The following is a 24,174-nucleotide window of genomic DNA, read 5'->3' on the forward strand; positions in this document are numbered from 1 at the left end:
CATGGCGCAAAAAATCTCACCCAAAATCACCGCACTTTCGCCAGATTGGGACGCACCTCATGGCGTGAAAGCCTTTAGCACCACTCGTCAAGGCGGTGTGAGTTTGCCACCTTATGACAGCTTTAATCTCGGTGATCATGTAGGAGACGATAAAACTGCGGTGCAAAATAATCGACTTTTATTAACTGAGCAGTTAGGCCTGCCACAGTTTCCGCTGTTTTTAACGCAAACCCATAGCACAAGGGTGATTCAGTTGCCTTATGCGGGTGACGATATCAAGGCGGATGCGGTATATACCCGAGAAAAAAATCAAGTATGCTTAGTCATGACCGCTGATTGCTTGCCGGTGTTATTTTGCACCCGACAAGGTCACGAAGTGGCCGCCGCCCATGCGGGTTGGCGAGGCTTATGTGACGGGATTTTGGAACAAACAATCAGCTATTTTCAAGCGTCGCCAACGGAGATGATGGCTTGGTTCGCCCCCGCCATTGGCCCAACCGCCTTTCAGGTGGGGCAAGAAGTGGTGGAGCAATTTGTGGCACAGGATCCTAATGCCTTATCAGCGTTTACTCCTGATCCCGTGAATAATGGGAAATATTATGGCAATCTGTATCAATTAGCCACACAACGCTTACAGAAATTAGGTATCACGCACATTTATGGCGGTGAACATTGTACGTATCGGCAAGCGGAGGATTTTTTCTCTTATCGCCGTGACGGTCAAACAGGACGAATGGCCAGTTTGATTTGGTTTGAATAAAAAAATCATAACGTGCGGTTGAATTTTTGCCAGAAATCACCATCTAATCAAAAAATCACCGCACTTTTGGTACGCTTTATTAAGGAAAACATATCACAATGAATTTTATCGGTAAACTGTTAGGTTTTTTGATTGGTTATAGATTAGCTGGCGTGTTCGGCGGGATTGCCGGTGCCGTGGTAGGCCATTGGGCAGAGAAAAAATTATATGAATTAGGCACCGTGAGTTCATCCTTTTTTGGTAAGAAAATCACTCGCCAAGCTTTATTTATGCAAACCACCTTTGCAGTGATGGGCCATTTAAGCAAATCCAAAGGCCAAGTCACGCAAGAAGATATTCAGTTAGCCACCAACGTGATGGGGCAATTACAACTTGATGAGTCCAACCGCAAACTGGCTCAACAAGCCTTTAATCGAGGTAAAGAAACTGATTTTCCATTACGTCAGGTGATCCGTGAATTTCGCTTAGGTTGTGGCCAACGGGCGGATCTGCTGCGGATGTTCCTCAGCATTCAAGTGCAAACCGCTTTCGCTGACGACGAATTACACCAAAATGAAAAAGAAGTATTGCGTATTGTAGCGGAAGAACTGGGCTTATCCTCCATGCAATTTGAGCAAATTATAATGATGGAATTGGCTCGACGCCAATTTTCGAGCGGTGGTTTCTATCAACAAGCCTATCAGCGATATCAACAACAGCAACAACAATATCAGGGTGGCTATCAACAACAAGGCAGTTACCAACGAGGAAATTACGGCTATCAATCTGGCCCAACAGTGGAAGATGCCTATAAAGTGCTCGGGGTCAGCGCCTCTGACGATCAACAAACCATTAAACGTGCCTATCGCCGTTTGATGAACGAAAATCACCCCGATAAATTGGTGTCAAAAGGGTTACCAAAAGAAATGCTTGAAATGGCCAAAGAAAAAGCACAACAAATTCAAGCCGCTTATGATTTGATTTGTAAAGCGAAAGGCTGGAAGTAAGGCTTTTTCATTTGCGTGTTATTTTAGCCCCAATGCAAGGCGTACTGGATCCTTTTGTACGCCAATTACTCACCGAAATCAATGAGTATGATCTGTGCATTTCTGAATTTGTGCGGGTCGTTGATCAATTATTACCTAACAAAGTATTTTATCGTCTTGCCCCCGAATTGTCTCATCAGGGATATACCCCATCAGGCACACCCGTGCGGGTACAATTACTCGGTCAACATCCGCAATGGTTAGCCGAAAATGCCAATCGGGCCATAGAATTAGGCTCCCATGGCATTGATTTAAATTGTGGTTGCCCGTCAAAAACCGTTAATGGTAGCCATGGTGGCGCCAGTTTGCTGAAAAATCCGGAATTGATTTATCAAGCGACGCTTGCCTTACGCCAAGCTGTACCATGCCATTTGCCTGTCAGCGTAAAAGTGCGGTTAGGTTGGGACGATATTTCACAAGCCCTAGAAATTGCCGATGCGGTACAACAAGGGGGCGCCACGGAAATCACCATTCATGGCCGTACCAAAGCCGATGGCTATCGTGCTGATCGGATTAATTGGCAAAAAATCGGTGAAGTGCGGGCAAAATTGCGTATTCCTGTGATTGCCAATGGTGAAATTTGGCATTATCAAGACGCTCAACGTTGTCTTGCTATTACGGGTTGTCAAGATGTCATGATTGGGCGTGGTGCGTTAACACTTCCGAATCTCAGCTATGTGCTGAAATATAATCAAGCAAAATCAAATTGGTCTTTCATTCTGTCCCTGTTACAAAAATATGCCAACATAGAAAATCAACATGATTCGGGGTTTTATCATGTTGCCCGCATTAAACAATGGCTACGCTATTTAAATAAAGAGTATGCCGAGGCAAGTGTCGTATTTGAGCAGATTAAAACCTGTCAAACCGCAGAAGATTTACGCTTGCGATTGGAAAATATCGCTAAGATTGAATAAAAAACAATCAATCAGGTTAGCAATGTGAACCAATTATCTAAATCATTGTCTTAGTGAGGACTGAATAACACGCCTTACCCTGATTCAGTGTGTGAGGTTATTTTTACTTTTTAATTAGGATTATATTGAATGAACAAATTGACCAAAATCAGTGCAGTATCATTATTTGCTTTATGTTTAACCGCTTGTGACAAACCGGCAGAAAAAGCCCCACAAGCTGCTCAAGCACAACAAACGACACAACAATCAGCACCACAAAATAAACAGGTGACCTTAACGGTAAGCGATCAAAATATTGATGATGTGAAAAAATTCTTAGCTTGGGACGCCCAACAAATGGAATTTTTAAAAGCACCACAAGATATGTTAAAAGTGGCGACTGAGGCCAAAGATGTGGCGAAAATTCAGGATGCCTTAAAACAATTAAGCGAACGTGCACAAAAAGTGTTAGTCGATGCAGATAAATTGGATATTAAAGATGCGACTGTCAATTTATTAAAAGATAAAGCGAAAGAGAATCTAGTCTTATCACTCAATTTTGTGAATGAATCTTTTAGTTATTTAATTCAAGGTAAACAACCAAGCGAAGAAGAAAAACAAAAATTAAATACCATTTATCAACATTTAGCTGCATCTTCTCAAGAACTACAACAAGTTCGTGAGCAACTTTACAAAGCGATTGCACCAAAACAAACGCAAACTCAACCTGCTCAAGAACCGGCTAAAAAATAACCGCAGTTTTATGCAATGACAAAGTCAGGCAATCGCCTGACTTTTTGTTTTTCTAAGGCTGACCAAACAAAGCCACTGAATTTTGCCAAATCTGTTGTTGAATCACCCTTGGCGATTCTGGGCGAAGTTGACATAACTGCTCAAACACTTGTACCACTCGCTCCGGTCGATTCGGTTGGCCTTGATACCCAAACACAGGCATATCAGGGCTGTCTGTTTCTAACAACAACGCATCAAGGGGCAATTTGGCAATCGTTTGGCGAGTTTTGTTGGCTCGGGCATAGGTAATCGTACCGCCCACACCGATTTTATAACCGAGATCCACAAAACGTTTAGCTTGCGTATAACTGCCCGCAAAGCCATGAATCACCCCGCACTTTGGCAGTTGAATACGTTTCAAAAAAGGGAAAAGTTGATCATGCGCTTTGCGACTGTGTAAATTCACCGGTAACTGATATTGTTTAGCCAGCTGTAATTGTACCTCTAAAAAATCACATTGCTTACGCCATAAGGGATCCTCAATTAATTCTGGCACGGCTCGCTCTAAGCCGATTTCCGCCATGGACGTTAAGTTTTTTGCTGCTTGACTAAGGTGTTGATTTAGTAAATCTAAATCGGCATGCTGATGTTGTTGAATATATAAGGGATGTAGTCCGAGACCATAATAAAGGTTATCGGGGAAAAGTGCGGTGATATTTTCAAGGATTTTGAAGTTCTGTTGCGATACCGCCACCATCAGCATTTTTTGCACGCCCGCCTGTTGCGCATTCTGCACCAACTGCGACAATGTTTCGCCTGTGTCTTGCTGCAAATAATCAAGGTGAGTGTGGGTGTCAAAAAACATCGTTTACAAAATCCCCAAAATAACGGGCGGATACATTGCTCCGCCCTATCTACCTTATTCTACGGTCACCGACGTAATCACCACATCTTCTTTTGGTACATCTTGGTGAAAACCCGCATTGCCCGTTTTGACGCCTTTGATTTTATCCACCACATCCATGCCCTCAACCACTTCACCAAATACCGCATAACCCCATTCTTGCACCACTTCTTTGCCAAACATTTCTTTTGAACGGTAATCTAAGAACGTATTATCCGCCACGTTAATAAAAAATTGTGAACTGGCGGAATGCGGATCGCTAGTACGTGCCATGGCCAAGGTGCCACGTTTATTGCTTAAACGGTTATTGGCTTCATTTTTAATCGGCGCATTGGTGGATTTTTCACGTAAACCGCTTTCCATGCCACCGCCTTGAATCATAAAACCATCAATCACACGGTGGAAAATTGTGTTATTATAGAAACCAGATTTGCAGTAATCTTCAAAGTTTTTGGCCGTGATCGGTGCTTTTTCAAAATTTAACGCAATTTTAATGTCGCCGAAATTAGTATGTAATGTAATCATTGTGTTTTCCTTGTTAAGTAAATATTTTGTTGGAGCATTATTCCATAAAATGCCGTCTAGTGCTATGCTTAACCTAAAAATAAGTCCCCTCTCCCCTTGGGAGAGTATATAGGAAATAATATGTTAAAAATTTTCAACACTCTCACTCGAGAAAAAGAACAATTTAAACCCATCAATCCGAATAAAATCGGCATGTATGTATGTGGCGTGACGGTTTACGATCTATGCCATTTTGGACATGGTCGTACCTTTGTGTCCTTTGATGTGATTGTGCGTTATTTACGCTATTTGGGCTATGACGTCCGTTATGTGCGCAACATCACTGATGTCGACGACAAAATCATTAAACGTGCCTTAGAAAATAATGAAACTTGTGATGAATTGGTCGCACGGATGATCAAGGAAATGCACCAAGATTTTGATGCGTTAAACATTTTACGCCCTGATATTGAGCCTCGAGCCACGCAACATATCAGCGAAATTATTGCCATGGTGCAAAGCCTGATTGAACGCCAACATGCTTATGTTGCCGAAGATGGTGATGTGATGTTTGACGTGGAAAGTTTTCAGCAATACGGGCGTTTATCTCGCCAAAATTTGGAACAATTACAAGCCGGTGCCAGAGTGGAGATAAAATCGGTGAAACGTAATCCCATGGATTTTGTGTTATGGAAAATGTCGAAACCCAACGAACCGAGTTGGGAAAGTCCATGGGGGAAAGGTCGCCCCGGTTGGCATATTGAATGCTCCGCCATGAACAGCAAAGAATTGGGTCATCATTTTGATATTCACGGGGGCGGTTCGGATTTAATGTTCCCACACCATGAAAATGAAATTGCGCAATCTTGCTGCGCCCATGATGGTGACTATGTAAATTATTGGCTACATACGGGTATGTTGACAATTAATGAAGAAAAAATGTCAAAATCCCTTAATAATTTCTTCACCATTCGAGATATTTTAAGCAAATACGACAGCGAAAGTGTGCGTTATTTCTTCTTAACGGCGCAATATCGTAGTCTTTTAGATTACAGCGAAGAAAATATTGGCTTGGCACGCAAAGCCTTAGAGCGGCTTTATACCGCCTTACGTGGCTGTGAAACCGATCTCAACTTGGAAATCGAAGATCCGTATGTTGTTGCGTTTAAAGAGGCAATGAATGATGACTTTAATACCCCAGGTGCATTGGCCGTCTTATTTGAATTAGCCCGTGAAATCAATAAATTAAAAACCGAAAATCTGGCACAAGCGAATCAACTGGCGAGCCGATTAAAACAACTGGCCGGCGTATTAGGATTATTACAACAGGATCCCGCCCTCTTTTTACAAGGCGATAATGCGTATGATGAGGTAACTAAAATTGAAGCCTTAATCAAACAACGCAATGATGCCCGTGCCGCCAAAGATTGGCCTACCGCAGACGCCGCCCGCAATGCTTTAACCGCCATGGGCGTGGTGTTGGAAGATGGGGCAAATGGTACCACTTGGCGAAAAGCCTAAACTAAATTGAACTCGAGGCGTAAAGTGCGGTCGAAAACGACAACATTTTACGTCTTTTTTCTACTCGGAGAACATCATGAAATTATCAAAAATTAGCACCGCACTTTTCGCCGGCAGTTTAGTCGCTGGCAGTTTAGCCACGCAAGTTTTTGCGGCGCCACCGGCACAAAAAAATCCATTGGCCGATTTACCTTATGCCAATGAAACCGACAAGGGTTACAACCTTGAATTCGACGGCACCCATTACACCACGGCAACCGCCACCGTGAATGGTAAAGACATTATTTACCGTGCCTACGAAAAAATTGTGTATGTGGCCAATCCTGTGGAACCAGACTACCAAACCTTAAATTTCTATGTGCCAGAAGAATATTATCAAGGCAAAGACATTAATGGCTACAACGCCAAAACCGCCCCGATATTCTTACCTAATGCTATTGGTGGTTACATGCCGGCCATGGCAGCCGTAGCAAGCCAAGCCGGTCACGGTGGCAAAACCAGCACGATTTTACAAGCCCTTGAACGTGGTTATGTGGTAGCAAGCGTCGGGGCTCGTGGACGTACACTCAAACAAGGCGACACCTATACAGGCAAAGCGCCAACCGTGATTGTAGATTTGAAATCGGCGGTACGTTATTTACACGCCAACGACGCCAATATGCCGGGTGACGCCAATAAAATCATCTCAAACGGCACCAGTGCCGGTGGTGCCATGTCTGCATTACTGGGGGCCAGTGGCGACAGTGCAGATTACAACCGCTTATTAAAAGACATGGGCGCCGTCAATGCCAGTGATGCCATCTTTGCGGTATCCGCCTATTGCCCAATCACCAATTTAGAACATGCGGATGCCGCTTATGAATGGGAATTCAACGGATTACATCAGTATAGCCGTATGGACATGAGCAAATTGGACGCCAAAAGTTTTAATGACCGCTCCATGAAACAAGCGGTGGTTGAGGGCGAATTAACCGCAGATCAAATTAACATTTCCGATCAATTAAAAGCGCAATTCCCCGATTATCTTAACAGCTTGCAACTAAAAGACAGCGACGGCCAAGCATTAACCTTAGATAAAGCGGGCAACGGCACATTCCGCCATTACGTCGAAAATGCCTTAGTACAATCCGCTAATCAGGCGTTAGCAGGCTTAACCGAAGAAGAGAAAAAAGCCTTTATGACCAAATATAAAGGCCTAAGCTATACCAATGAAAACGTCAGTGCAGTGAATCTAGCCGAATTTGTCACCAACAAAAAACGCATGAAATCCCCGCCAGCCTTTGACGCATTAGATTTAAGTTCTGGCGAAAATGATGAATTTGGCACTGCCACCGTGCAAGCCTTACACTTTACGCCATACAGTTTAAAACACAGCACCGTCAACGGTGGCATGGCGGATGCCGAAAACATCAAATTACTCAACGCCATGAACTACACCGATAACAGCAAGGCCGCGCCACATTGGCGTATTCGTGTTGGCTCCGAGGACTACGACACCTCCCATGCCATTTCCGCCATGCTTGCGGTGAAATTGCGCATGTCAGGCAAAAATGTCGACTACGCTTTACCTTGGGGCGTGGGCCATGCGGGCGATTATGATTTAGCGGAATTGTTTGATTGGATTGATGGAATTGCGAGATAGATGATAAACTCCCCTCAACTCAGTTTTGAGGGGAATTTATTTTGTGAGAACAATATGACAACTTTTGTTTTTGATATTGACGGCACCATTTCAAAAAATGGCTTAAAAGTCAGTGATGCCATCTCTGATGCTATTGCGGACTTACTCAAAAATCACTCGGTCATTTTTGCCTCCGCCAGACCCATTCGGGATATGTTGCCCATGTTGCCGACTGACCTCACCTCACATAAAAACACGATTTTAGTCGGGTGCAATGGTGGCATGGCGTATCAGCAAGGCACCTTTATTTTAACCAAATTGTTAGCACAAGATTATTTGGAAAATTGTTTAACCACATTAAAACAATTAAAGTTAGCCTATGTTCTTGATGGCAAATGGGCGTTTTCATTATCTGAACAACCTCATGATTTTCATCAATATATTGCGTCATTAAGCAATGAGCAAGTCAGCGAACAAGCGTTAATAAATGAGGGTGTGAGTAAAATCTTGGTGCTGTTGGATCACCCTCAACAAGCAATTTATGATCAATTTAATACTGAAAATATTAGCTTTCATATTCATAAAAAAGAATGTTTCTTTGATATTACCCCTAAAGGTAATAATAAATATCATACGCTAAAGCATTTAATTGGAGAACAAGATTATATGGCCTTTGGTAATGATTTCAATGACTTTTTAATACTACAACACGCCAAAACCTCTGTTTATTTAGGGGAGAAATCCGAATTTCAAGCCGACTATTATGTTGATGATGTGGATTTGGTGGCTGAATTTATTCGTACACATTTTCTTTAAAGCATATAAAAAGTCGCCCTCAAGCGACTTTTTTATTTTTCCAATTATTCGTATTCATCCAACCAAGCCAATAAAATCCCCTCTAGGATTTTTTCATTACTGGCCTCGGGATTGTCATCAAAATCTTCCAATTCACAAATCCATTGGTGCATATCGGTAAAACGTACAGTCTTAGGATCTAGATCAGGATCACGGTCATATAATGCCTCAGCAATGGCTTGTACATCTGTCCATTTCATTAGTGCGCCGCCTCATTTGCGTGGTTCAGGTTATATTTTGGAATTTCCACCACTAAATCTTCGTCCCCCACAATACATTGACAAGATAAACGGCTTTCAATTTCTAAGCCCCAGGCTTTATCCAACATATCTTCTTCTTGGTCAGAACTTTCGTTTAAACTGTCATACCCCTCACGGATCACCACGTGACAGGTGGTACAAGCACAAGAACCGTCACAAGCATGATGAATTTCCACATCATGATCATGTGCAAGATCTAACAAGTTATCCCCTTTTTTGGCGTCAATCACCATACCCTCTGGGCAAAATTCTTCATGGGGTAAAAACACAACTTTTGGCATATTTTCTTTCCTATTGTAAATTCGTAAATACTATAAATTATTGACTGATTGCCCTTTTAAGGCTTTTTGGATGGATTTATCCATTCGGCGTGCCGCAAATTCTTGCGTCGCCTGATCTAAATCCTTAATCCCTTGTTTAATGGCTAAGGTGTCAGTGCCTTGCTGTAAATTGTCTAACGAAACTAAGGCATTTTTCACCGCACTGAGTTCCTCTGCATTCAGTAAATCTTGGTCATCTTCTAAAGCGGTCAACACGGCTTCCATCACTCGACGTGCCTCGACACGTTGTTCGGCTAATAAGCGTGCATCAATATCCTGTTTCGCATTTTCCATGGAAGATTTGAGCATATTCGTAATCTCATCATCGGTTAAACCATAGGACGGTTTCACTTGGATAGACGACTGCACGCCAGTAGATTTTTCCATGGCGGTCACGCTTAACAAGCCGTCGGCATCCACTTGATAAGTCACACGAATATGTGCCGCACCGGCTGCCATGGCGGGAATGCCACGTAACGTAAAGCGAGCTAATGAACGGCAATCTTCCACCATTTCACGTTCGCCTTGCACAATATGCACTGACATAGCGGTTTGACCGTCTTTGAACGTGGTAAATTCCTGAGCGCGAGCCACAGGAATCGTGGTGTTACGTGGAATAATTTTTTCCACTAAACCGCCCATGGTTTCAATCCCCAAAGAAAGCGGAATCACATCAAGCAACAGCATATCGGCATCCGGTTTATTGCCCACCAAAATATCCGCTTGAATCGCTGCCCCCAAGGCCACCACTTTGTCAGGATCGATAGAAGTTAACGGCATCTTCCCAAAGAACACGCCCACTTCTTCACGCACAAACGGCACTCGGGTTGAACCGCCGACCATCACCACTTCTCGGACTTCTTCGGCGGTAATATTGGCATCTTTTAACGCTCGACGACAAGCCATTAAAGAACGTTTAACCAAAGGTTGAATTAGCTGATTAAACTGCACTCGGCTAATGCTGCCTTGCCAACCTTGCCAAGCAATCTCCACTTCTTGTTCTTGTGACAAAAATACTTTGATGTCATTTGACATCTCAATCAATTCACGTTGTTGTTGTGCATTTTCAGGGGACTGTCCTGATTGGCTAATGATCCAATCTGCAATTAAATGATCGAAATCATCTCCGCCCAAAGCGGTATCGCCACCTGTCGCCAACACTTCAAATACGCCTTTTGATAAGCGTAAAATAGAAATATCAAAGGTGCCACCGCCAAGATCATACACGGCAATAACGCCCTCTTTGTCACTATCCAAACCATAAGCAATGGCTGCGGCTGTTGGTTCGTTTAACAAACGTAACACATTCAAGCCAGCCAATTTCGCTGCGTCTTTGGTGCTTTGACGTTGGGCATCATCAAAATAAGCCGGTACCGTAATCACCGCACCAGACAGTTCACCGCCTAGCGTTTGTTCCCCAAGTGCGGTTAATTTTTTCAGAATTTCGCTAGATACTTCAACTGGACTGACGTTACCTTGTGGCGTTTGAATTAATGGTAAACCGTTTTCCGTCGCCTGAAATTGATAAGGCAAATTGGGATAACGCTGTTGCACATCCGTTAAACTTCGTCCGATTAAGCGTTTAACAGAAATAATCGTATGTTGCGGATCTTGGCTCGCTAACGCCCCAGCATCATGACCCACCACAACGTTATTTTCCGCATAATGCACAATAGATGGGGTTAAGGCTTGCCCTTGTTCATCTAATAAAATATCCGCTGTCCCACTACGCACCGAGGCAACTAAGGAATTTGTGGTGCCTAAATCAATGCCCACCGCCAATTTATGTTGGTGCGGTGCGGCCATTTGACCGGGTTCAGCAATTTGTAATAATGCCATGTTTATCTTCTTATTTATATAAATTTTCGATCATCAAACTATCTGCGATAACATTAAATAATGGGCGGTAGGTTTCAAATGAAGCACCGGTTGATGTTCCATTGAAAGATGTCATGACCATACCTTGAATCGCCACCATTTTATCTTGAGTGAAGATAAAATAAGTAATATTTTCCATACCAAAATTATTATCTAATCGCTCTGCATTAACCTGATTCCTAAGCCAAAAACCTGGAAATCCTTCAAGCGTTATCACGCCACTCCCGAGATAAACGCCATTATAATCTTCAAGCATAGCCTCTGCAAAATCACGTCTTTCATTGGCATCTGATAAATATTCTCGCCATTCAGCCTTTGAAACACCCCGAATTTCCTCTGGTAAATCTTTTACCATCAACATCACTTGGGCTTCTTTGCCATATTTGCTTTGAAATTTTTGCACAATATTGGAACGTCTCGCCTCTTGCCCGATCCAACTATTCGGCAATCTTAATGACAATGTTAAGCCTTTCGATTTGGGTGAATTACTCGTATAAATATAACTCTCATTCGTTTGTATTTCTTTTAGGGGATCGGTTCCGTAAGCGGTTTGAGCAAAAGACAAAGAAGTCGTCAATAACATGACTGCAACAACGAATAAGTAGCTTAACTTCATGCTCTGTCCCCTAAAACAGTTTTTCTTCTACGTTTTCAATCTGTTCAATTAACTTTTTCACAAAACGTAATTTATCTGCCGTCATTTGTGCAGCTGACCAGTTTTGCTCGGCTAGTTCAGTTTCAACTTGTTGCAACAGCGTTTTTTGTTCCGTCTCAATCTCACCACGAAATTCATCAAGTGCGGTGTGATTTTGTTGCGTTTCAATCTCGTCTAGCTGTTCACGCCATTGTAATTGTTGCATTAAAAAAGCAATATCTTGCGTGCTTTTTTGCTCTAGATCCTGTACTTCGCCTGTGTGAATTTGAATAATCGCCTCAGCACGCAAAATCGGATCTTTAAGGGTTTTTAAGGCATCATTAATTTCTGCCGATTGTTGCATCGCCAAACGCTGATCTTGTGCGGATTGGGTAGCAAAATTATCGGGGTGAAATTGCTTTTGTAACTGCAAAAAACGCTCGGACAATAAGGCCATATCCACGGCAAATTGTACGGGTAAATTAAATAGGGAAAAGGGATTTGTCATAAAATTTATCTTATTTATACGTTAAAACTTTCACCACAACCACATTGATCTTTGACATTTGGGTTGTTGAATTTAAAGCCCTCGTTTAAGCCCTCTTTCACAAAATCCAGTTCTGTACCGTCTAAATACACAAGGCTTTTGGTATCTACGATCACTTTTACGCCATCATATTCAAATACATGATCGTCCTCATTAAGGCTATCTACAAATTCTAACACATAAGCTAATCCAGAACAGCCTGATGTTTTAATGCCTAAACGTAAACCAATACCTTTGCCACGATTTTGTAAAAAAGTGCTAACACGATGAGCGGCACTTGGCGTTAATGTGACTGCCATTATATGCTCCCAATAAAAGAATACAGCCTCTCCCAGTGGGAGAGGACGGAGAAAATCTGAAAGATTTTCGGGAGGTGAGGGTTAATCTCGTGTTCCCTCACCAAAACTATTACCCTCACCCTAGCCCTCTCCCAGAGGGAGAGGGGATTTTATGAGGAGAGGGAATTTAATTACTTCGCTTGTTTCGCTTTATAATCCGCAATGGCAGCTTTAATCGCATCTTCCGCAAGAATTGAGCAATGCACTTTCACCGGTGGTAACTCCAATTCTTCGGCAATTTGGCTGTTTTTAATTGCACCCGCCTCGTCTAAGGATTTGCCTTTGACCCATTCGGTAATCAATGAGCTAGAGGCAATCGCTGAACCACAACCGTAGGTTTTGAATTTCGCATCTTCAATAATGCCATTGTCGCCAACTTTAATTTGTAACTGCATTACGTCACCACAAGCCGGTGCCCCGACCATGCCAGTTCCCACGTCAGTAGATTTTTTATCCATAGCACCCACGTTGCGTGGATTTTCATAATGATCTAATAATTTTTCACTGTATGCCATTTTCTTGTTCCTTATAAAATTAGTGAGCTGACCACTCAATGGTGTTTAAATCAATACCCTCTTTGAATAAATCCCAAAGTGGTGATAAATCTCTTAATTTTTGCACCGCACCTTGCATTAGGCTAATGGTGTAATCAATTTCTTCTTCCGTTGTATAACGGCCTAAGGTGAAACGAATTGAGCTATGAGCTAATTCATCATTTAAGCCTAAAGAACGTAACACATAAGACGGTTCAAGGCTCGCTGAGGTACAAGCAGAACCAGAAGACACCGCAATATCACGCAATGCCATCATTAAACTTTCACCCTCAACATAGTTAAAGCTGATGTTTAAATTGTTATCTAAACGGTGTTCCATTGAACCATTGACATAGGTTTCTTCAATGCCTTTTAAGCCATTGTATAAACGGTCACGTAAGGCTTTCAAGCGTGGCATTTCGGTTGCCATTTCTTCTTTACAAATACGATAAGCCTCGCCCATACCGACGATTTGATGCACTGGTAACGTACCTGAACGCATACCACGTTCATGGCCACCACCGTGAATAATCGCCTCTAAACGAATACGTGGTTTACGACGCACATATAATGCCCCGATTCCTTTTGGTCCATATAATTTATGGCTTGACATAGAAAGTAAATCTACTGGCAATTCGCTCAAATTAATGTCAACTTTACCCACACTTTGCGTAGCGTCGGTATGGAAAATGGTTTTATTGGCACGGCAAAGCTCACCAATCGCTTTAATATCTTGAATCACCCCGATTTCGTTGTTGGCGTGCATAATCGAGACTAAAATCGTATCTGGACGAAGTGTCGCTTTAAACACGTCAAGATCGATTAAACCGTCTGCTTTCGGCTCTAAATACGTGACTTCAAAGCCCTCACGCTCCAACTGACGACAAGTATCTAACACCGCTTTATGCTCAGTTTTGCAAGTAATAATGTGCTTGCCTTTGGTTTGATAGAAATGTGCTGCCCCTTTAATGGCCAAGTTATCCGCCTCGGTTGCCCCCGAAGTAAACACGATTTCACGGCTATCTGCACCAATTAAATCCGCAATTTGATTACGTGCGATATCCACCGCCTCTTCCGCTTGCCAACCAAATTTGTGTGAACGAGAGGCCGGGTTACCAAAGTTACCATCAATGGTTAAAAATTCCATCATTTTTTTTGCCACACGTTCATCTACTGGACAGGTTGCTGCATAGTCCAAATAAATTGGTAATTTCATTAAATTCACTCCTAAAAATGCTATATTTATAGCTAGCTATTGACGACTAAAAGATTATCAAAATCTTGATGTGTTTGATGAGTACGTGCTTTCGTACTCTGCTTATTAACCAGTTCTGCCAAGGTGATTTGATCTAAAAAACTTTCAATCCGTTGGCTTAATTCTTCCCATAAAGAATGGGTTAAACATTCATGCCCGTCATGACAATTCCCTTGACCTAGACATTTCGTCACGGAAATATTTTCATTCACCGCCGAAATAATCATACCGATGGAAATATCTTGTGTCGGCAATCCTAATTGATAGCCACCACCTGGCCCACGCACGCTTTTCACTAAGCCATGTCGGCGTAATTTGGCAAAAAGCTGCTCCAAATAAGAAAGGGAAATACTTTGCCGTTCAGAAATGTCAGACAATGTCACCGGATTTTCCTGACCATTTAGTGCAATATCTAAAATGGCCGTCACGGCATAACGTCCTTTGGAAGTTAATTTCATCTTTCTCTCTCTTCTTATCCTAACAATCAATACGAATAGTTTACTTAACCTAGTAAAATAGTCAACTATTATTGTTTATGCAAATCTAAGCGTTTTTCCACCGCAGTTAACATACCACGCAAAATATTTAACTCATTTTGCTCCACTTCAGCACGTTGATACAAACGCCTTAATTTCGGCATAACTCCTTGATTTTGAATAAAACCTAAGGATTGATAAAGGCGTTCCGTATGTTCAAAAAAGTATTCTAATTGTTGTGTCGTGGCTAAAAGTGCGGTGTTTTTAACGGTATTTTCTATGGGAGTAACAGGCATTTCCTGTGCAGTTTGCGACAAAAACGCCATACGTAATTCATAACACACCAACTGCACCGCCATGGCTAAATTGAGCGAAGAATAATCAGGATTCGCCGGAATGGTTAAATGATAACGGCATTTCAAGAGTTCATCATTGGTTAACCCCACTCGCTCACGACCAAAAATAATCGCCACTTTTTCACCGCACTTCGTGGCTTGCATGGCAATCTCACCGCATTGACGAGGTTCAATTAAACTATTCTGCAAATGGCGAAGTCTGGCACTGGTGCCAATCAACAGCGAACAATCGCCCACCGCTTGCTCAAAACGCTCAACCACCACCGCATTTTTCACCACATCTTCCGCCCCTGCGGACAAGGCTATCGCCAGTTCATCAATACCTTGTTTCGGCGAAACCAAATACAACTCACGCAAGCCCATGGTTTTCATGGCCCGAGCCGCCGAGCCAATATTGCCAGAATGGGAGGTTTCGATTAATACAATGCGGATGTTGTCTAACATAGTTGCGATATTCAAATTAAATTTGTTGCTTATTTTAGCACAATATCCCTATTTATTAGTAGGTTTTAGAAAATATTTTTAATAGTGGAAACGGCTCAAAAAATTCACTATAATGCACCGCAGTTTAAGGCAAAACGCAAAATACGCTTTGCCATTGTTCTTTTCACAATCTCTAATGGATATTCTTATGAACCCAATGTTAAATATCGCTATTCGTGCTGCACGAAAAGCAGGCAATGTTATCGCAAAAAGTTATGAAAACCGTGCGGATATTGAAACCCAAGTTAAAGGCAACTATGACTACGTGACTAACGTAGATAAAGCGGCCGAGGCCGCCGTGATTGAAACCATTCGTGCCTCCTACCCTGATCACAGTATTATCACCGAAGAATCAGGGGTGTTAGCCGGTAACGACCGTGATACGCAATGGGTAATCGATCCATTAGACGGCACCACCAACTTTATCAAGGGTTTCCCGCATTTCGCTGTCTCTATCGCTATTCGTGTCAAAGGTCGCACTGAAGTAGGTGTGGTTTATGATCCGATCAAAAATGAATTATTTACTGCGGTACGTGGCGAGGGAGCAAAATTAAACGATATTCGTTTACGTGTTGCAGACCGCCGTGATATGAAAGGCACCGTACTAGCCACTGGTTTCCCATTCAAGCAAGCCAAACTAATGCCAATTCACATGGCCATGATGAATGCCTTAATCACCGATGCCGCTGATTTCCGTCGCACAGGCTCTGCCGCCTTAGATTTATGCTACACCGCTGCTAACCGTGTTGATGGTTTCTTTGAAATGGGTTTAAAACCTTGGGATATTGCCGCAGGTGAATTAGTCGTTCGTGAGGCGGGTGGCTTAGTTTGTGATTTTAATGGCGGACATGATTATTTAAAAGACGGCCATATTGTTGCAGCTCATCCTCGTGTGGTGAAAGAAATTCTGACTAAAATTCAGCCGTGTTTAGGGGAAGAGTTTAAGGGGTAATTTCCTTATTCATTCCTGAATTAACATCTCACTATCATACAAAAAAGAAGTGTTCATTAACTTAGAGAAAATGAACACTTCCTACCAATGTCTAACCTTAATTGAACAAATTTAGCAATATTCTAAGATTTTCCATTACAAGCACAACTCTTCATGCGTTCCAACTCGGTGTAATTCCACAACATTATCATCTGCAATTTTGTAAAGTAACACTAAATCAAAGGATAAATGGCAATCACGAAACTCTTTCAAATTGCCTTTTAGCTGATGATCACGATATTTTGCTGGCATGGGTTCGCCGTTTAAAAGGCAGGTAGAAATTTCATGCCATTCTGAGCTGAAAAATACGGTTGCATATTTTTTCAGATCCTTTTTAAACGTATTAAAAATGAAAAACCGATTTTTAGCCATAATCTAGTTCAACTCTTTAATTCGTTGATTTAACTCATTTAAATCATTGCAATACTCACCATTCTCAGATGTTCTCGTATTAGCTAAAACTTCTGCCACCACAGAATCTTTGTATTGTCTTTCATAGTCAAAAGACAATGGAACTTTGCGTGTGGCAACAATCTGATTAAAAAATAATTTAACTGCTTGCGTATGAGATAGTCCAAAATTAGCCAAAATAGCAGCTGCTTGATTTTTCAAATCGGTATCAACTCGAATGTTTGACATTGTCATAATAATCCCCTTTTTTGTATCAAATATGGAGCAAAATATAACACATTTTGTAGCTAAATAGCTACTTATTCACTATATAATGAAGCTAACCATTTCTCTATCAAATCCAAACTCTCTTTTATCTGCTGCTCAACCTCAACTATCCAATGCTCAATGTGCTCTTCCCATTCTTCCAACTCCCCCTGTTGCATCAAATTCGCCAAATTCTGCACCGATTGCATAGCAAGACTCGCCGCTGCACCTTTGAGTTTATGAGCAGTTTCAGTGAATTGTTGCTTACTGATATGGCCTTGTTGATAATCTTGATAAGCGGAAACCACATCTAAATCCCCGCCGTTGATTTCCTGTTTAAATAAACGGATATTTTCGATATATAAATCTTTGCCAATAAATTCAAGCAGTTCTGCCAGAATGTCAGGGTTAAAATATTCGGCTAAATCTTCGGGAATGGGTTGAGCCTCCGCATGCTTTGGGGCATGTGCTAACATTTCACTTTCGCCAAAATAGGTATTCAAGCAAGCGGTTAATTCATTCACTAACAATGGCTTACGCAATACGTCATCCATGCCTTGGCGTTGATATTCAGCTTTGTTTTGCATTACATTGGCGGTTAACGCAACTAACGGCGGTAGATAATCATAGCGATCGTTTTCATAGCCATCACGTAAATAATGGGCAATGTCAAAGCCGGTCATATCGGGCAGTTGAATGTCTAATAACAATAAATCATAGCTATTCTGTTCAAAGGCGTGAATGGCATCTTTGCCGGACATGGCGACATCCACTTGGTGACCGAGTTTTTCTAACAGAGTTTTTGCCACGGTGATGTTGAGCTGAATATCTTCCACCAATAAAATGTGTAAATTTTGTACCGCACTTTTTACCATCGGCGACGCTTTGGGTTCCACGCTTTCCGCTTGAATGCCGAGCGTAAAGGTGGTGCCTTGTCCAAGTTCACTGGTGACGGTTAAATCCCCTTGCATTAAATGTGCTAGATTTTTTGAAATGGCTAACCCAATGCCACTGCCGGCGGAGCGTTTGCCACTGCTGGCCACTTGGTAATACATAGTGAAGATTTTATCTAACTCTTGGCTTGGCATACCTTGTCCAGTATCCGTGACGGAAAATTGATAGTGATTATCGGGCAAGGCGTTGACTGCTAGGCTGATCGTCCCCTGTTCAGTGAATTTCACCGCATTACTCAATAAATTCCATAAAATTTGGTTTAGCCTTGTTTGGTCTAAGCGTAAAAAGTGCGGTAAATTTTCGTCGCATTTCATCTCAAAAGACAAGCCTTTTTGACTGGCTAATAAGGTCGCAATATTTTGTATATCGTTTAAAAACGCATAAAAATCCGTTTCACGTTGATATAACTCAATGTTATGGCTATCAATTTTTTCTAAGTCGATAATATCATTAAAAATATTACCTAAAGACACCGCACTTAGGCTAATGGTATGCAGATAATTTCGCTGTTGTTCCGTCAATGATGTGTCTAACAGCATTTGGCTTAACCCCAAAATGCCATTTAATGGCGTGCGGAGTTCGTGACTAATACTGGCCAGCAAGGCACTTTTATCTTGAATGGATTTAGCTAAGGCTAAACGTGAGCGTTCGAGCCGATCAACCAATAAAGTGAAAAAATAAATCACAAAAGGGGCGGAAATCAAGCCAAAAATAATGGCATAACTTAAACTTTCCCAATTAATTCGCCCCATCACCACAAAACTTAACACAATATGGGTCAGTAAGGCAAAGGTGGCGACAATGAGAAAACCTAACAGGGAAAATTTGAGCCGACCGAGTTTGATCACCCAGTCGATATAGCGTTGTGTGAAATGATTGACGTTCATAGCGGATCTCATTAAGATTTTTTGCGTATCTTAACAAAATTTGATGCAACAAGGGGGAATTTTTGTCTGGCTAATTCTAGCCACTAACTAAATTCCAATTCCACCGCACTTTGCCCCAACATTTCCACCAAATCCACTAATAACTCGTCATCAGGTTTGATGTACCATTGCACGCCGAGTTTTAACAATGCCCGTCCTTGTGGGCTGTCATAATAAATATGAATCGGTATCGTGCCACCGCTGTAAGGCGCTATAACAGATTGAAATTGCTTAATAAACTGCGGTGTAATTTGGTCTTGTTTTAGCATAATCGCCAGACTTTTTACATAACGGCTGCGTGCCTCACTTAAGGTCATCAATTCACGCACCGACATGCGCAAGCCTTGGGTGTATTCATCTTCGCTCACTTGGCCCGACACAATCACAATATTGTCTTTCTGCAAATGCTCGCCGTATTTTTCCAAGGCCTCGGAAAATAAGGTAATATCTAATTTCCCCGAACGGTCATCAAGGGTGGCAATGCCAAGGCGGTTGCCTTTTTTAGTAACCGCAAAGCGAGAGGCAATAATCAGGCCGTAAGCCGTGCTGACTTCCCCACGTCGATTCGGCATCAGTTCTTTTAAGCGGAAACGACCATAATGTTTCAATTCGGTCAAATAGCGACTAATCGGGTGGCTGCTTAAATACAGCCCTAACGTTTCTCGTTCGCCGTCTAAAATTTGTTTATCCGTCCAAGGTGGCGTGTGGGCGTATTTTCGTTCCACGTCTTCGTGGCTTTCGGTCAACACACCGAACATATCCGCTTGGCCAATTTCTTCATTTTTGGCAAATTGGTTAGAAGATTGCAGTGCATCTTCTAAATTTTTCGCTAACGCCGCACGGTGTGGCCCGAGTTTATCGAAAGCCCCTGATTTAATCAGGCTTTCAAAGGTACGGCGGTTAACTTGTTTCAAATCCACTCTGGCACATAAATCAAATAAATCTTTGAAAATGCCGCCTTTTTCACGCACCGACACTAACGCCTCAATCGGCGCCACCCCGACCCCTTTGATCGCCCCAATACCGTATACAATTTCGCCTTGTTCATTCACGCTAAAATGATGTTTACCCGTGTTAATATCGGGCGGAGTCACTTTTAAGCCCATGCGTAAACATTCATCATACAAGCCAACGATTTTGTCGGTATTATCCATTTCTGAGGTCATCACCGCCGCCATAAATTCCGCTGGGAAATGGGTTTTCAGCCATAAGGTTTGATAAGACACCAAGGCATAAGCGGCCGAGTGCGATTTGTTAAACCCATAGCCGGCAAATTTTTCCACCAAGTCGAAAATCTTCATGGCTAATTCGCCATCTACGCCGTTTTTAATCGCCCCCGCCTCAAACACCGAGCGCTGTTTTGCCATTTCTTCGGGCTTTTTCTTCCCCATGGCTCGGCGTAATAAATCCGCCCCACCGAGCGTATAACCGGCCAAGGCTTGCGCAATTTGCATGACCTGCTCTTGATACACAATGACGCCATAGGTCGGTTCTAAAATCGGTTTCAGGCAATCGTGTTGATAGGTTGAATCCGGATAAGACACTTCTTCTCGCCCATGTTTACGGTCGATAAAGTTTTGCACCATACCCGATTCCAACGGACCGGGGCGGAACAGGGCCACCAAGGCGATAATATCTTCAAAACAGTCAGGTTGCAGGCGTTTAATCAAATCTTTCATGCCACGGGATTCCAACTGGAACACCGCCGTGGTTTCTGCGGCGAGCAAGGTTCTAAAGGAATCGGGATCGTTTAATGGAATACTTTCAATGCGAACTGGTGGCTTACCCTCTTTTTCCATACGAGCATTAATCATATCCAACGCCCATTTAATAATGGTGAGCGTGCGCAAACCGAGGAAGTCGAATTTCACCAATCCCGCATATTCCACATCATTTTTATCAAAATGGGTGACGGGGTGCAGCCCCTCACTGTCGCAATACAATGGTGAAAAATCCGTAATCAAGGTCGGGGAAATCACCACGCCCCCCGCATGTTTCCCCGCATTGCGGGTCACGCCCTCAAGTTTGCGAGCCATATCAATTAAGGCTTTGACTTCCTCGTCCGATTCATAAATTTCAGGCAATTTCGGTTCGGCCTCAAAGGCTTTGGCTAACGTCATACCGGGATCCGGTGGCACTAATTTAGAAATACGATCCACAAAACCGTACGGGTGGCCCAACACACGCCCTACATCACGAATGACCGCTTTGGCTGCCATAGTACCGAATGTGATAATCTGCGACACGGCTCCCCGTCCGTACATTTCTGCCACGTGATCGATCACCCGATCTCGCCCGTCCATACAGAAATCCACGTCAAAGTCAGGCATGGACACCCGTTCAGGGTTTAAAAAACGTTCAAAAAGTAAGTCAAAAGCTAGCGGATCCAAATCGGTAATTTTTAACGCATAGGCCACTAAAGATCCGGCCCCAGAACCCCGCCCCGGTCCAACGGGAATACCGTTATCTTTCGACCATTGAATAAATTCCATCACAATCAAGAAATAACCGGGGAATCCCATTTGGTTAATCACATCTAATTCAATTTGCAAGCGTTCATCATATTCTGGGCGTTTTTCCAACCGCACTTTTTCATCAGGAAATAAAAACGCCAACCGTTCTTCCAAGCCCTCTTTGGCTTTTTTGACTAAAAAATCTTCCGTACTCAATTCGCCCGTTGGAAACTGCGGTAAAAAATATTCGCCTAATCGAATGGTGACATTACAGCGTTGTGCAATGAGTAAGGTATTTTCAATCGCCGACGGAATATCCGCAAACAGATCGCACATTTCTTGTTCCGAACGGAAATATTGTTGATCGGTATAAAGTTTCGGGCGTTTCGGATCGTCCAACGTATAACCATCATGAATCGCCACTCGAATTTCGTGCGCCTCAAAATCCTCCGATTTCAAAAAACACACATCATTCACCGCCACCACGGGCAATTGATAACGTTGAGCCAGTTCCAACGCTCCTGCAATATAACGTTCTTCCTCCTGGTGACCAGTGCGCGCCACACTTAAATAAAAATGATTAGGGAAAAATTCTTGATAAAAAGCCACCGCACTTTCCACCGCCGTGGCATTCTCTTTTAACAATGACAGCCCAATATCGCCCTTACGACCGCCAGACAGTACAATCACACCCTCATGATGTTCGGTCAACCATGCTTGATCGATATAAGGCAAATCATCATAACCACGCTGATAAGCCTTTGATAATAAAAGGGTAATATTTTTATAGCCGACATTATTCTTAGCAAGCAAAGTCAATTCAAAACGTTCTTCCCCACAAAGCTCGCTTTTCACCAACACATCCGCCCCAATAATCGGCTTAATCCCCGCCCCTAACGCCTCGCCATAAAATTTCACCAAACCACAAAAATTGGAAAAGTCCGTCAACGCCATGGCCACCATATTTTCTACCGCACAGGCTTTTACTAACGGTTTCACTTTGGCGATACCATCAATCATGGAAAAATCGCTGTGGGTACGCAGATGGACAAATCGTGGGGCTGACATGAGAATTCCTTAAATGGCTATAAAAGTGCGGTCTATTTTACGTTAATTTTGGGGAAAATAAAAATACCGAGCTAAACTCGGTATTTTGTAAAAGGAAAAAAACTAATCCTCCCCCCAAACTTCCTTAGCAATTTCTTCCACATGACGCACTTTCGCCCATTGCTGTTGTTCGGTCATCACGTTACCTTCTTCGGTGGACGCAAAACCGCATTGTGGGCTTAAGCAAAGTTGTGCCAATGGTACATATTTTGCGGCCTCCGCAATGCGAGCTTTGATTTGAGCTTTATCTTCTAATTCAGGGAATTTGGAACTAATCAAACCTAACACCACACGCCCTTTATTATTAGCAAAATGTCTTAACGGCTCAAAACCGCCTGAACGTTCATCATCATATTCTAAGAAATAACCGTCATAATTAGTTTGAGCAAATAAACCATCTGCGATTGGATCGTATGCCCCTGTTAATAAATAAGAGGATTTATAGTTACCACGGCAAACGTGGGTGGTAATGGTCATATCTGCAGGTTTATCCGCAAGAATGGCTTGAATATTCGCCACCGCTTGAGCTTTATCTGCGGCAAAAGTCGGTTGATCGTGGTTGTTACATAAGGATCCCCAATACACATCATCAATTTGTAAATAACGGCAACCTGCATCATAAAAGGCTTGAATCGCCTCTTTATAGGCTTGTTGCACGTCTTTGGCAAATTCTTCACGCGTGGCGTAAATGCCGTGATCCCATTGAACTGGATACATTAATTGGTTTGGACTTGGAATGGTAAATTTCGCCACCGCACGACCGCCGACTATGGCATTAAATTTTTTGAAATGGGTTAAGAATGGGTGATTTTTATTCCACGATACTTTGCCACAACAGCGAGTATTATAAGGTCGCACCGCCACGCCTTTAAACGCATAGGCTTTTTCTGGCACATAGCCTTCAATGCCGTTGAGATTTTCTAAGAAATCAATATGCCACCAAGAACGGTGATATTCGCCGTCGGTGACCACTTGAATGCCCGCATCAAGTTGTGCTTGCACTAATTTTTTCACTTCCTGTTCAACGATGTCATCACGCTGTTCAAGGGAAATTTTGCCTGCTTTAAAATCAGCATGAGCTTGTTTCCACGCCTCAGAACGTAAATAAGATCCGACGGTATCGGCATGGAAAGGTAAGGTTGTGTTTGTCATGGTATTTCCTTCATTATTAATAAAATTAAGCCTAGC

Annotated in this window: 25 protein-coding genes; 8 read left to right on the forward strand and 17 right to left on the reverse strand. The window is 42.6% G+C overall.

The window, feature by feature from the left end:
- Position 1 precedes the first annotated feature (1 nt).
- From pgeF to ACTG7Q_RS08805, 4 genes are all read left to right on the forward strand, one after another.
- Positions 2-760 (forward strand): peptidoglycan editing factor PgeF, encoded by a 759-nt coding sequence (gene pgeF / locus ACTG7Q_RS08790; RefSeq protein ID WP_439242939.1) that lies wholly within the window; start codon positions 2-4, stop codon positions 758-760.
- A 98-nt stretch (positions 761-858) separates the two neighbouring features.
- Positions 859-1,746, forward strand: coding sequence for a co-chaperone DjlA (gene djlA, locus ACTG7Q_RS08795; protein WP_439242941.1), 888 nt, complete (start codon positions 859-861; stop codon positions 1,744-1,746).
- 11 nt (positions 1,747-1,757) lie between these two features.
- Complete coding sequence (dusC, locus tag ACTG7Q_RS08800; RefSeq protein WP_439242943.1) at positions 1,758-2,702, forward strand: tRNA dihydrouridine(16) synthase DusC; 945 nt, start codon at positions 1,758-1,760, stop codon at positions 2,700-2,702.
- A gap of 129 nt (positions 2,703-2,831) precedes the next feature.
- Entirely contained in the window at positions 2,832-3,434 is a 603-nt protein-coding gene (locus ACTG7Q_RS08805; RefSeq protein WP_439242945.1) for a hypothetical protein, read from the forward strand.
- 52 nt (positions 3,435-3,486) lie between these two features.
- On the opposite strand, the gene ACTG7Q_RS08810 is transcribed toward ACTG7Q_RS08805, so the two are convergent.
- Entirely contained in the window at positions 3,487-4,278 is a 792-nt protein-coding gene (locus ACTG7Q_RS08810) for a TatD family hydrolase (protein WP_439242947.1), read from the reverse strand.
- A gap of 54 nt (positions 4,279-4,332) precedes the next feature.
- The gene (locus tag ACTG7Q_RS08815; RefSeq protein WP_439242949.1) at positions 4,333-4,842 is read right to left on the reverse strand and encodes a peptidylprolyl isomerase; all 510 of its coding nucleotides are present in this window, start codon (positions 4,840-4,842) and stop codon (positions 4,333-4,335) included.
- Between the two features lie 120 nt (positions 4,843-4,962).
- On the opposite strand from ACTG7Q_RS08815, the gene cysS reads away from it, so the two are divergent.
- From cysS to ACTG7Q_RS08830, 3 genes are all read left to right on the forward strand, one after another.
- Complete coding sequence (cysS, locus tag ACTG7Q_RS08820; RefSeq protein ID WP_439242951.1) at positions 4,963-6,342, forward strand: cysteine--tRNA ligase; 1,380 nt, start codon at positions 4,963-4,965, stop codon at positions 6,340-6,342.
- A gap of 76 nt (positions 6,343-6,418) precedes the next feature.
- Positions 6,419-7,984 carry a subtype B tannase gene (locus ACTG7Q_RS08825; RefSeq protein WP_439242953.1) on the forward strand — a complete coding sequence of 522 codons (1,566 nt, stop codon included), beginning with the start codon at positions 6,419-6,421 and terminating at the stop codon, positions 7,982-7,984.
- A gap of 54 nt (positions 7,985-8,038) precedes the next feature.
- Positions 8,039-8,779, forward strand: a complete 741-nt coding sequence (locus ACTG7Q_RS08830; protein ID WP_439242955.1) for an HAD-IIB family hydrolase — start codon at positions 8,039-8,041, stop codon at positions 8,777-8,779.
- Between the two features lie 44 nt (positions 8,780-8,823).
- On the opposite strand, the gene iscX is transcribed toward ACTG7Q_RS08830, so the two are convergent.
- The 10 genes from iscX to trmJ form a co-directional block, all read right to left on the reverse strand.
- Entirely contained in the window at positions 8,824-9,018 is a 195-nt protein-coding gene (gene iscX, locus ACTG7Q_RS08835) for a Fe-S cluster assembly protein IscX (protein ID WP_439242957.1), read from the reverse strand.
- Entirely contained in the window at positions 9,018-9,359 is a 342-nt protein-coding gene (gene fdx / locus ACTG7Q_RS08840) for an ISC system 2Fe-2S type ferredoxin (protein WP_439242959.1), read from the reverse strand. The genes iscX and fdx overlap by 1 nt, the downstream gene beginning before the upstream one ends.
- A gap of 30 nt (positions 9,360-9,389) precedes the next feature.
- Positions 9,390-11,237 carry a Fe-S protein assembly chaperone HscA gene (hscA, locus tag ACTG7Q_RS08845; protein WP_439242961.1) on the reverse strand — a complete coding sequence of 616 codons (1,848 nt, stop codon included), beginning with the start codon at positions 11,235-11,237 and terminating at the stop codon, positions 9,390-9,392.
- A 10-nt stretch (positions 11,238-11,247) separates the two neighbouring features.
- Complete coding sequence (locus ACTG7Q_RS08850; protein ID WP_439242963.1) at positions 11,248-11,892, reverse strand: hypothetical protein; 645 nt, start codon at positions 11,890-11,892, stop codon at positions 11,248-11,250.
- A 10-nt stretch (positions 11,893-11,902) separates the two neighbouring features.
- Complete coding sequence (gene hscB, locus ACTG7Q_RS08855; RefSeq protein WP_439242965.1) at positions 11,903-12,418, reverse strand: Fe-S protein assembly co-chaperone HscB; 516 nt, start codon at positions 12,416-12,418, stop codon at positions 11,903-11,905.
- Positions 12,419-12,432: 14 nt separating this feature from the next.
- A complete protein-coding gene (gene iscA / locus ACTG7Q_RS08860) occupies positions 12,433-12,756 on the reverse strand; it encodes an iron-sulfur cluster assembly protein IscA (RefSeq protein WP_439242967.1) in 324 nt (107 codons plus the stop codon).
- A 170-nt stretch (positions 12,757-12,926) separates the two neighbouring features.
- Positions 12,927-13,310, reverse strand: coding sequence for a Fe-S cluster assembly scaffold IscU (gene iscU, locus ACTG7Q_RS08865; protein WP_439242969.1), 384 nt, complete (start codon positions 13,308-13,310; stop codon positions 12,927-12,929).
- Positions 13,311-13,329: 19 nt separating this feature from the next.
- A complete protein-coding gene (locus ACTG7Q_RS08870; protein WP_439242971.1) occupies positions 13,330-14,544 on the reverse strand; it encodes an IscS subfamily cysteine desulfurase in 1,215 nt (404 codons plus the stop codon).
- 32 nt (positions 14,545-14,576) lie between these two features.
- Positions 14,577-15,041 carry a Fe-S cluster assembly transcriptional regulator IscR gene (gene iscR, locus ACTG7Q_RS08875; protein ID WP_439242973.1) on the reverse strand — a complete coding sequence of 155 codons (465 nt, stop codon included), beginning with the start codon at positions 15,039-15,041 and terminating at the stop codon, positions 14,577-14,579.
- 68 nt (positions 15,042-15,109) lie between these two features.
- Positions 15,110-15,859, reverse strand: coding sequence for a tRNA (cytosine(32)/uridine(32)-2'-O)-methyltransferase TrmJ (gene trmJ, locus ACTG7Q_RS08880; RefSeq protein ID WP_439242975.1), 750 nt, complete (start codon positions 15,857-15,859; stop codon positions 15,110-15,112).
- Positions 15,860-16,046: 187 nt separating this feature from the next.
- Here trmJ and suhB point away from each other — a divergent pair, with 187 nt between their 5' ends.
- Positions 16,047-16,850, forward strand: a complete 804-nt coding sequence (gene suhB, locus ACTG7Q_RS08885) for an inositol-1-monophosphatase (protein WP_439242977.1) — start codon at positions 16,047-16,049, stop codon at positions 16,848-16,850.
- A gap of 135 nt (positions 16,851-16,985) precedes the next feature.
- Here suhB and ACTG7Q_RS08890 read toward each other — a convergent pair whose 3' ends face one another.
- The 5 genes from ACTG7Q_RS08890 to ACTG7Q_RS08910 all read right to left on the reverse strand — a co-directional run bounded on the left by ACTG7Q_RS08890 (position 16,986) and on the right by ACTG7Q_RS08910 (position 24,138).
- Positions 16,986-17,261, reverse strand: coding sequence for a type II toxin-antitoxin system YafQ family toxin (locus ACTG7Q_RS08890; RefSeq protein WP_439242979.1), 276 nt, complete (start codon positions 17,259-17,261; stop codon positions 16,986-16,988).
- Positions 17,262-17,264: 3 nt separating this feature from the next.
- The gene (locus ACTG7Q_RS08895; protein ID WP_439242981.1) at positions 17,265-17,534 is read right to left on the reverse strand and encodes a type II toxin-antitoxin system RelB/DinJ family antitoxin; all 270 of its coding nucleotides are present in this window, start codon (positions 17,532-17,534) and stop codon (positions 17,265-17,267) included.
- A gap of 65 nt (positions 17,535-17,599) precedes the next feature.
- Positions 17,600-19,387 carry an ATP-binding protein gene (locus ACTG7Q_RS08900; RefSeq protein ID WP_439242983.1) on the reverse strand — a complete coding sequence of 596 codons (1,788 nt, stop codon included), beginning with the start codon at positions 19,385-19,387 and terminating at the stop codon, positions 17,600-17,602.
- Positions 19,388-19,470: 83 nt separating this feature from the next.
- Complete coding sequence (gene dnaE, locus ACTG7Q_RS08905) at positions 19,471-22,947, reverse strand: DNA polymerase III subunit alpha (protein WP_439242985.1); 3,477 nt, start codon at positions 22,945-22,947, stop codon at positions 19,471-19,473.
- 102 nt (positions 22,948-23,049) lie between these two features.
- Entirely contained in the window at positions 23,050-24,138 is a 1,089-nt protein-coding gene (locus tag ACTG7Q_RS08910; RefSeq protein WP_439242987.1) for a 5-methyltetrahydropteroyltriglutamate--homocysteine S-methyltransferase, read from the reverse strand.
- Positions 24,139-24,174 lie beyond the last annotated feature (36 nt).

The sequence above is a fragment of the Lonepinella sp. BR2474 genome (assembly GCF_051851555.1).
Taxonomy (GTDB): Bacteria; Pseudomonadota; Gammaproteobacteria; order Enterobacterales; family Pasteurellaceae; genus Lonepinella.

Excerpts from the sequence above, each read along its gene's own strand:
- pgeF (WP_439242939.1), top strand. The coding sequence starts at position 2 with ATGGCGCAAAAAATCTCACCCAAAATCACCGCACTTTCGCCAGATTGG.
- djlA (WP_439242941.1), top strand. The coding sequence starts at position 859 with ATGAATTTTATCGGTAAACTGTTAGGTTTTTTGATTGGTTATAGATTA.
- ACTG7Q_RS08805 (WP_439242945.1), top strand. The coding sequence starts at position 2,832 with ATGAACAAATTGACCAAAATCAGTGCAGTATCATTATTTGCTTTATGT.
- ACTG7Q_RS08810 (WP_439242947.1), bottom strand. The coding sequence starts at position 4,278 with ATGTTTTTTGACACCCACACTCACCTTGATTATTTGCAGCAAGACACA.
- ACTG7Q_RS08815 (WP_439242949.1), bottom strand. The coding sequence starts at position 4,842 with ATGATTACATTACATACTAATTTCGGCGACATTAAAATTGCGTTAAAT.
- cysS (WP_439242951.1), top strand. The coding sequence starts at position 4,963 with ATGTTAAAAATTTTCAACACTCTCACTCGAGAAAAAGAACAATTTAAA.
- ACTG7Q_RS08825 (WP_439242953.1), top strand. The coding sequence starts at position 6,419 with ATGAAATTATCAAAAATTAGCACCGCACTTTTCGCCGGCAGTTTAGTC.
- ACTG7Q_RS08830 (WP_439242955.1), top strand. The coding sequence starts at position 8,039 with ATGACAACTTTTGTTTTTGATATTGACGGCACCATTTCAAAAAATGGC.
- iscX (WP_439242957.1), bottom strand. The coding sequence starts at position 9,018 with ATGAAATGGACAGATGTACAAGCCATTGCTGAGGCATTATATGACCGT.
- fdx (WP_439242959.1), bottom strand. The coding sequence starts at position 9,359 with ATGCCAAAAGTTGTGTTTTTACCCCATGAAGAATTTTGCCCAGAGGGT.
- hscA (WP_439242961.1), bottom strand. The coding sequence starts at position 11,237 with ATGGCATTATTACAAATTGCTGAACCCGGTCAAATGGCCGCACCGCAC.
- ACTG7Q_RS08850 (WP_439242963.1), bottom strand. The coding sequence starts at position 11,892 with ATGAAGTTAAGCTACTTATTCGTTGTTGCAGTCATGTTATTGACGACT.
- hscB (WP_439242965.1), bottom strand. The coding sequence starts at position 12,418 with ATGACAAATCCCTTTTCCCTATTTAATTTACCCGTACAATTTGCCGTG.
- iscA (WP_439242967.1), bottom strand. The coding sequence starts at position 12,756 with ATGGCAGTCACATTAACGCCAAGTGCCGCTCATCGTGTTAGCACTTTT.
- iscU (WP_439242969.1), bottom strand. The coding sequence starts at position 13,310 with ATGGCATACAGTGAAAAATTATTAGATCATTATGAAAATCCACGCAAC.
- ACTG7Q_RS08870 (WP_439242971.1), bottom strand. The coding sequence starts at position 14,544 with ATGAAATTACCAATTTATTTGGACTATGCAGCAACCTGTCCAGTAGAT.
- iscR (WP_439242973.1), bottom strand. The coding sequence starts at position 15,041 with ATGAAATTAACTTCCAAAGGACGTTATGCCGTGACGGCCATTTTAGAT.
- trmJ (WP_439242975.1), bottom strand. The coding sequence starts at position 15,859 with ATGTTAGACAACATCCGCATTGTATTAATCGAAACCTCCCATTCTGGC.
- suhB (WP_439242977.1), top strand. The coding sequence starts at position 16,047 with ATGAACCCAATGTTAAATATCGCTATTCGTGCTGCACGAAAAGCAGGC.
- ACTG7Q_RS08890 (WP_439242979.1), bottom strand. The coding sequence starts at position 17,261 with ATGGCTAAAAATCGGTTTTTCATTTTTAATACGTTTAAAAAGGATCTG.
- ACTG7Q_RS08895 (WP_439242981.1), bottom strand. The coding sequence starts at position 17,534 with ATGACAATGTCAAACATTCGAGTTGATACCGATTTGAAAAATCAAGCA.
- ACTG7Q_RS08900 (WP_439242983.1), bottom strand. The coding sequence starts at position 19,387 with ATGAACGTCAATCATTTCACACAACGCTATATCGACTGGGTGATCAAA.
- dnaE (WP_439242985.1), bottom strand. The coding sequence starts at position 22,947 with ATGTCAGCCCCACGATTTGTCCATCTGCGTACCCACAGCGATTTTTCC.
- ACTG7Q_RS08910 (WP_439242987.1), bottom strand. The coding sequence starts at position 24,138 with ATGACAAACACAACCTTACCTTTCCATGCCGATACCGTCGGATCTTAT.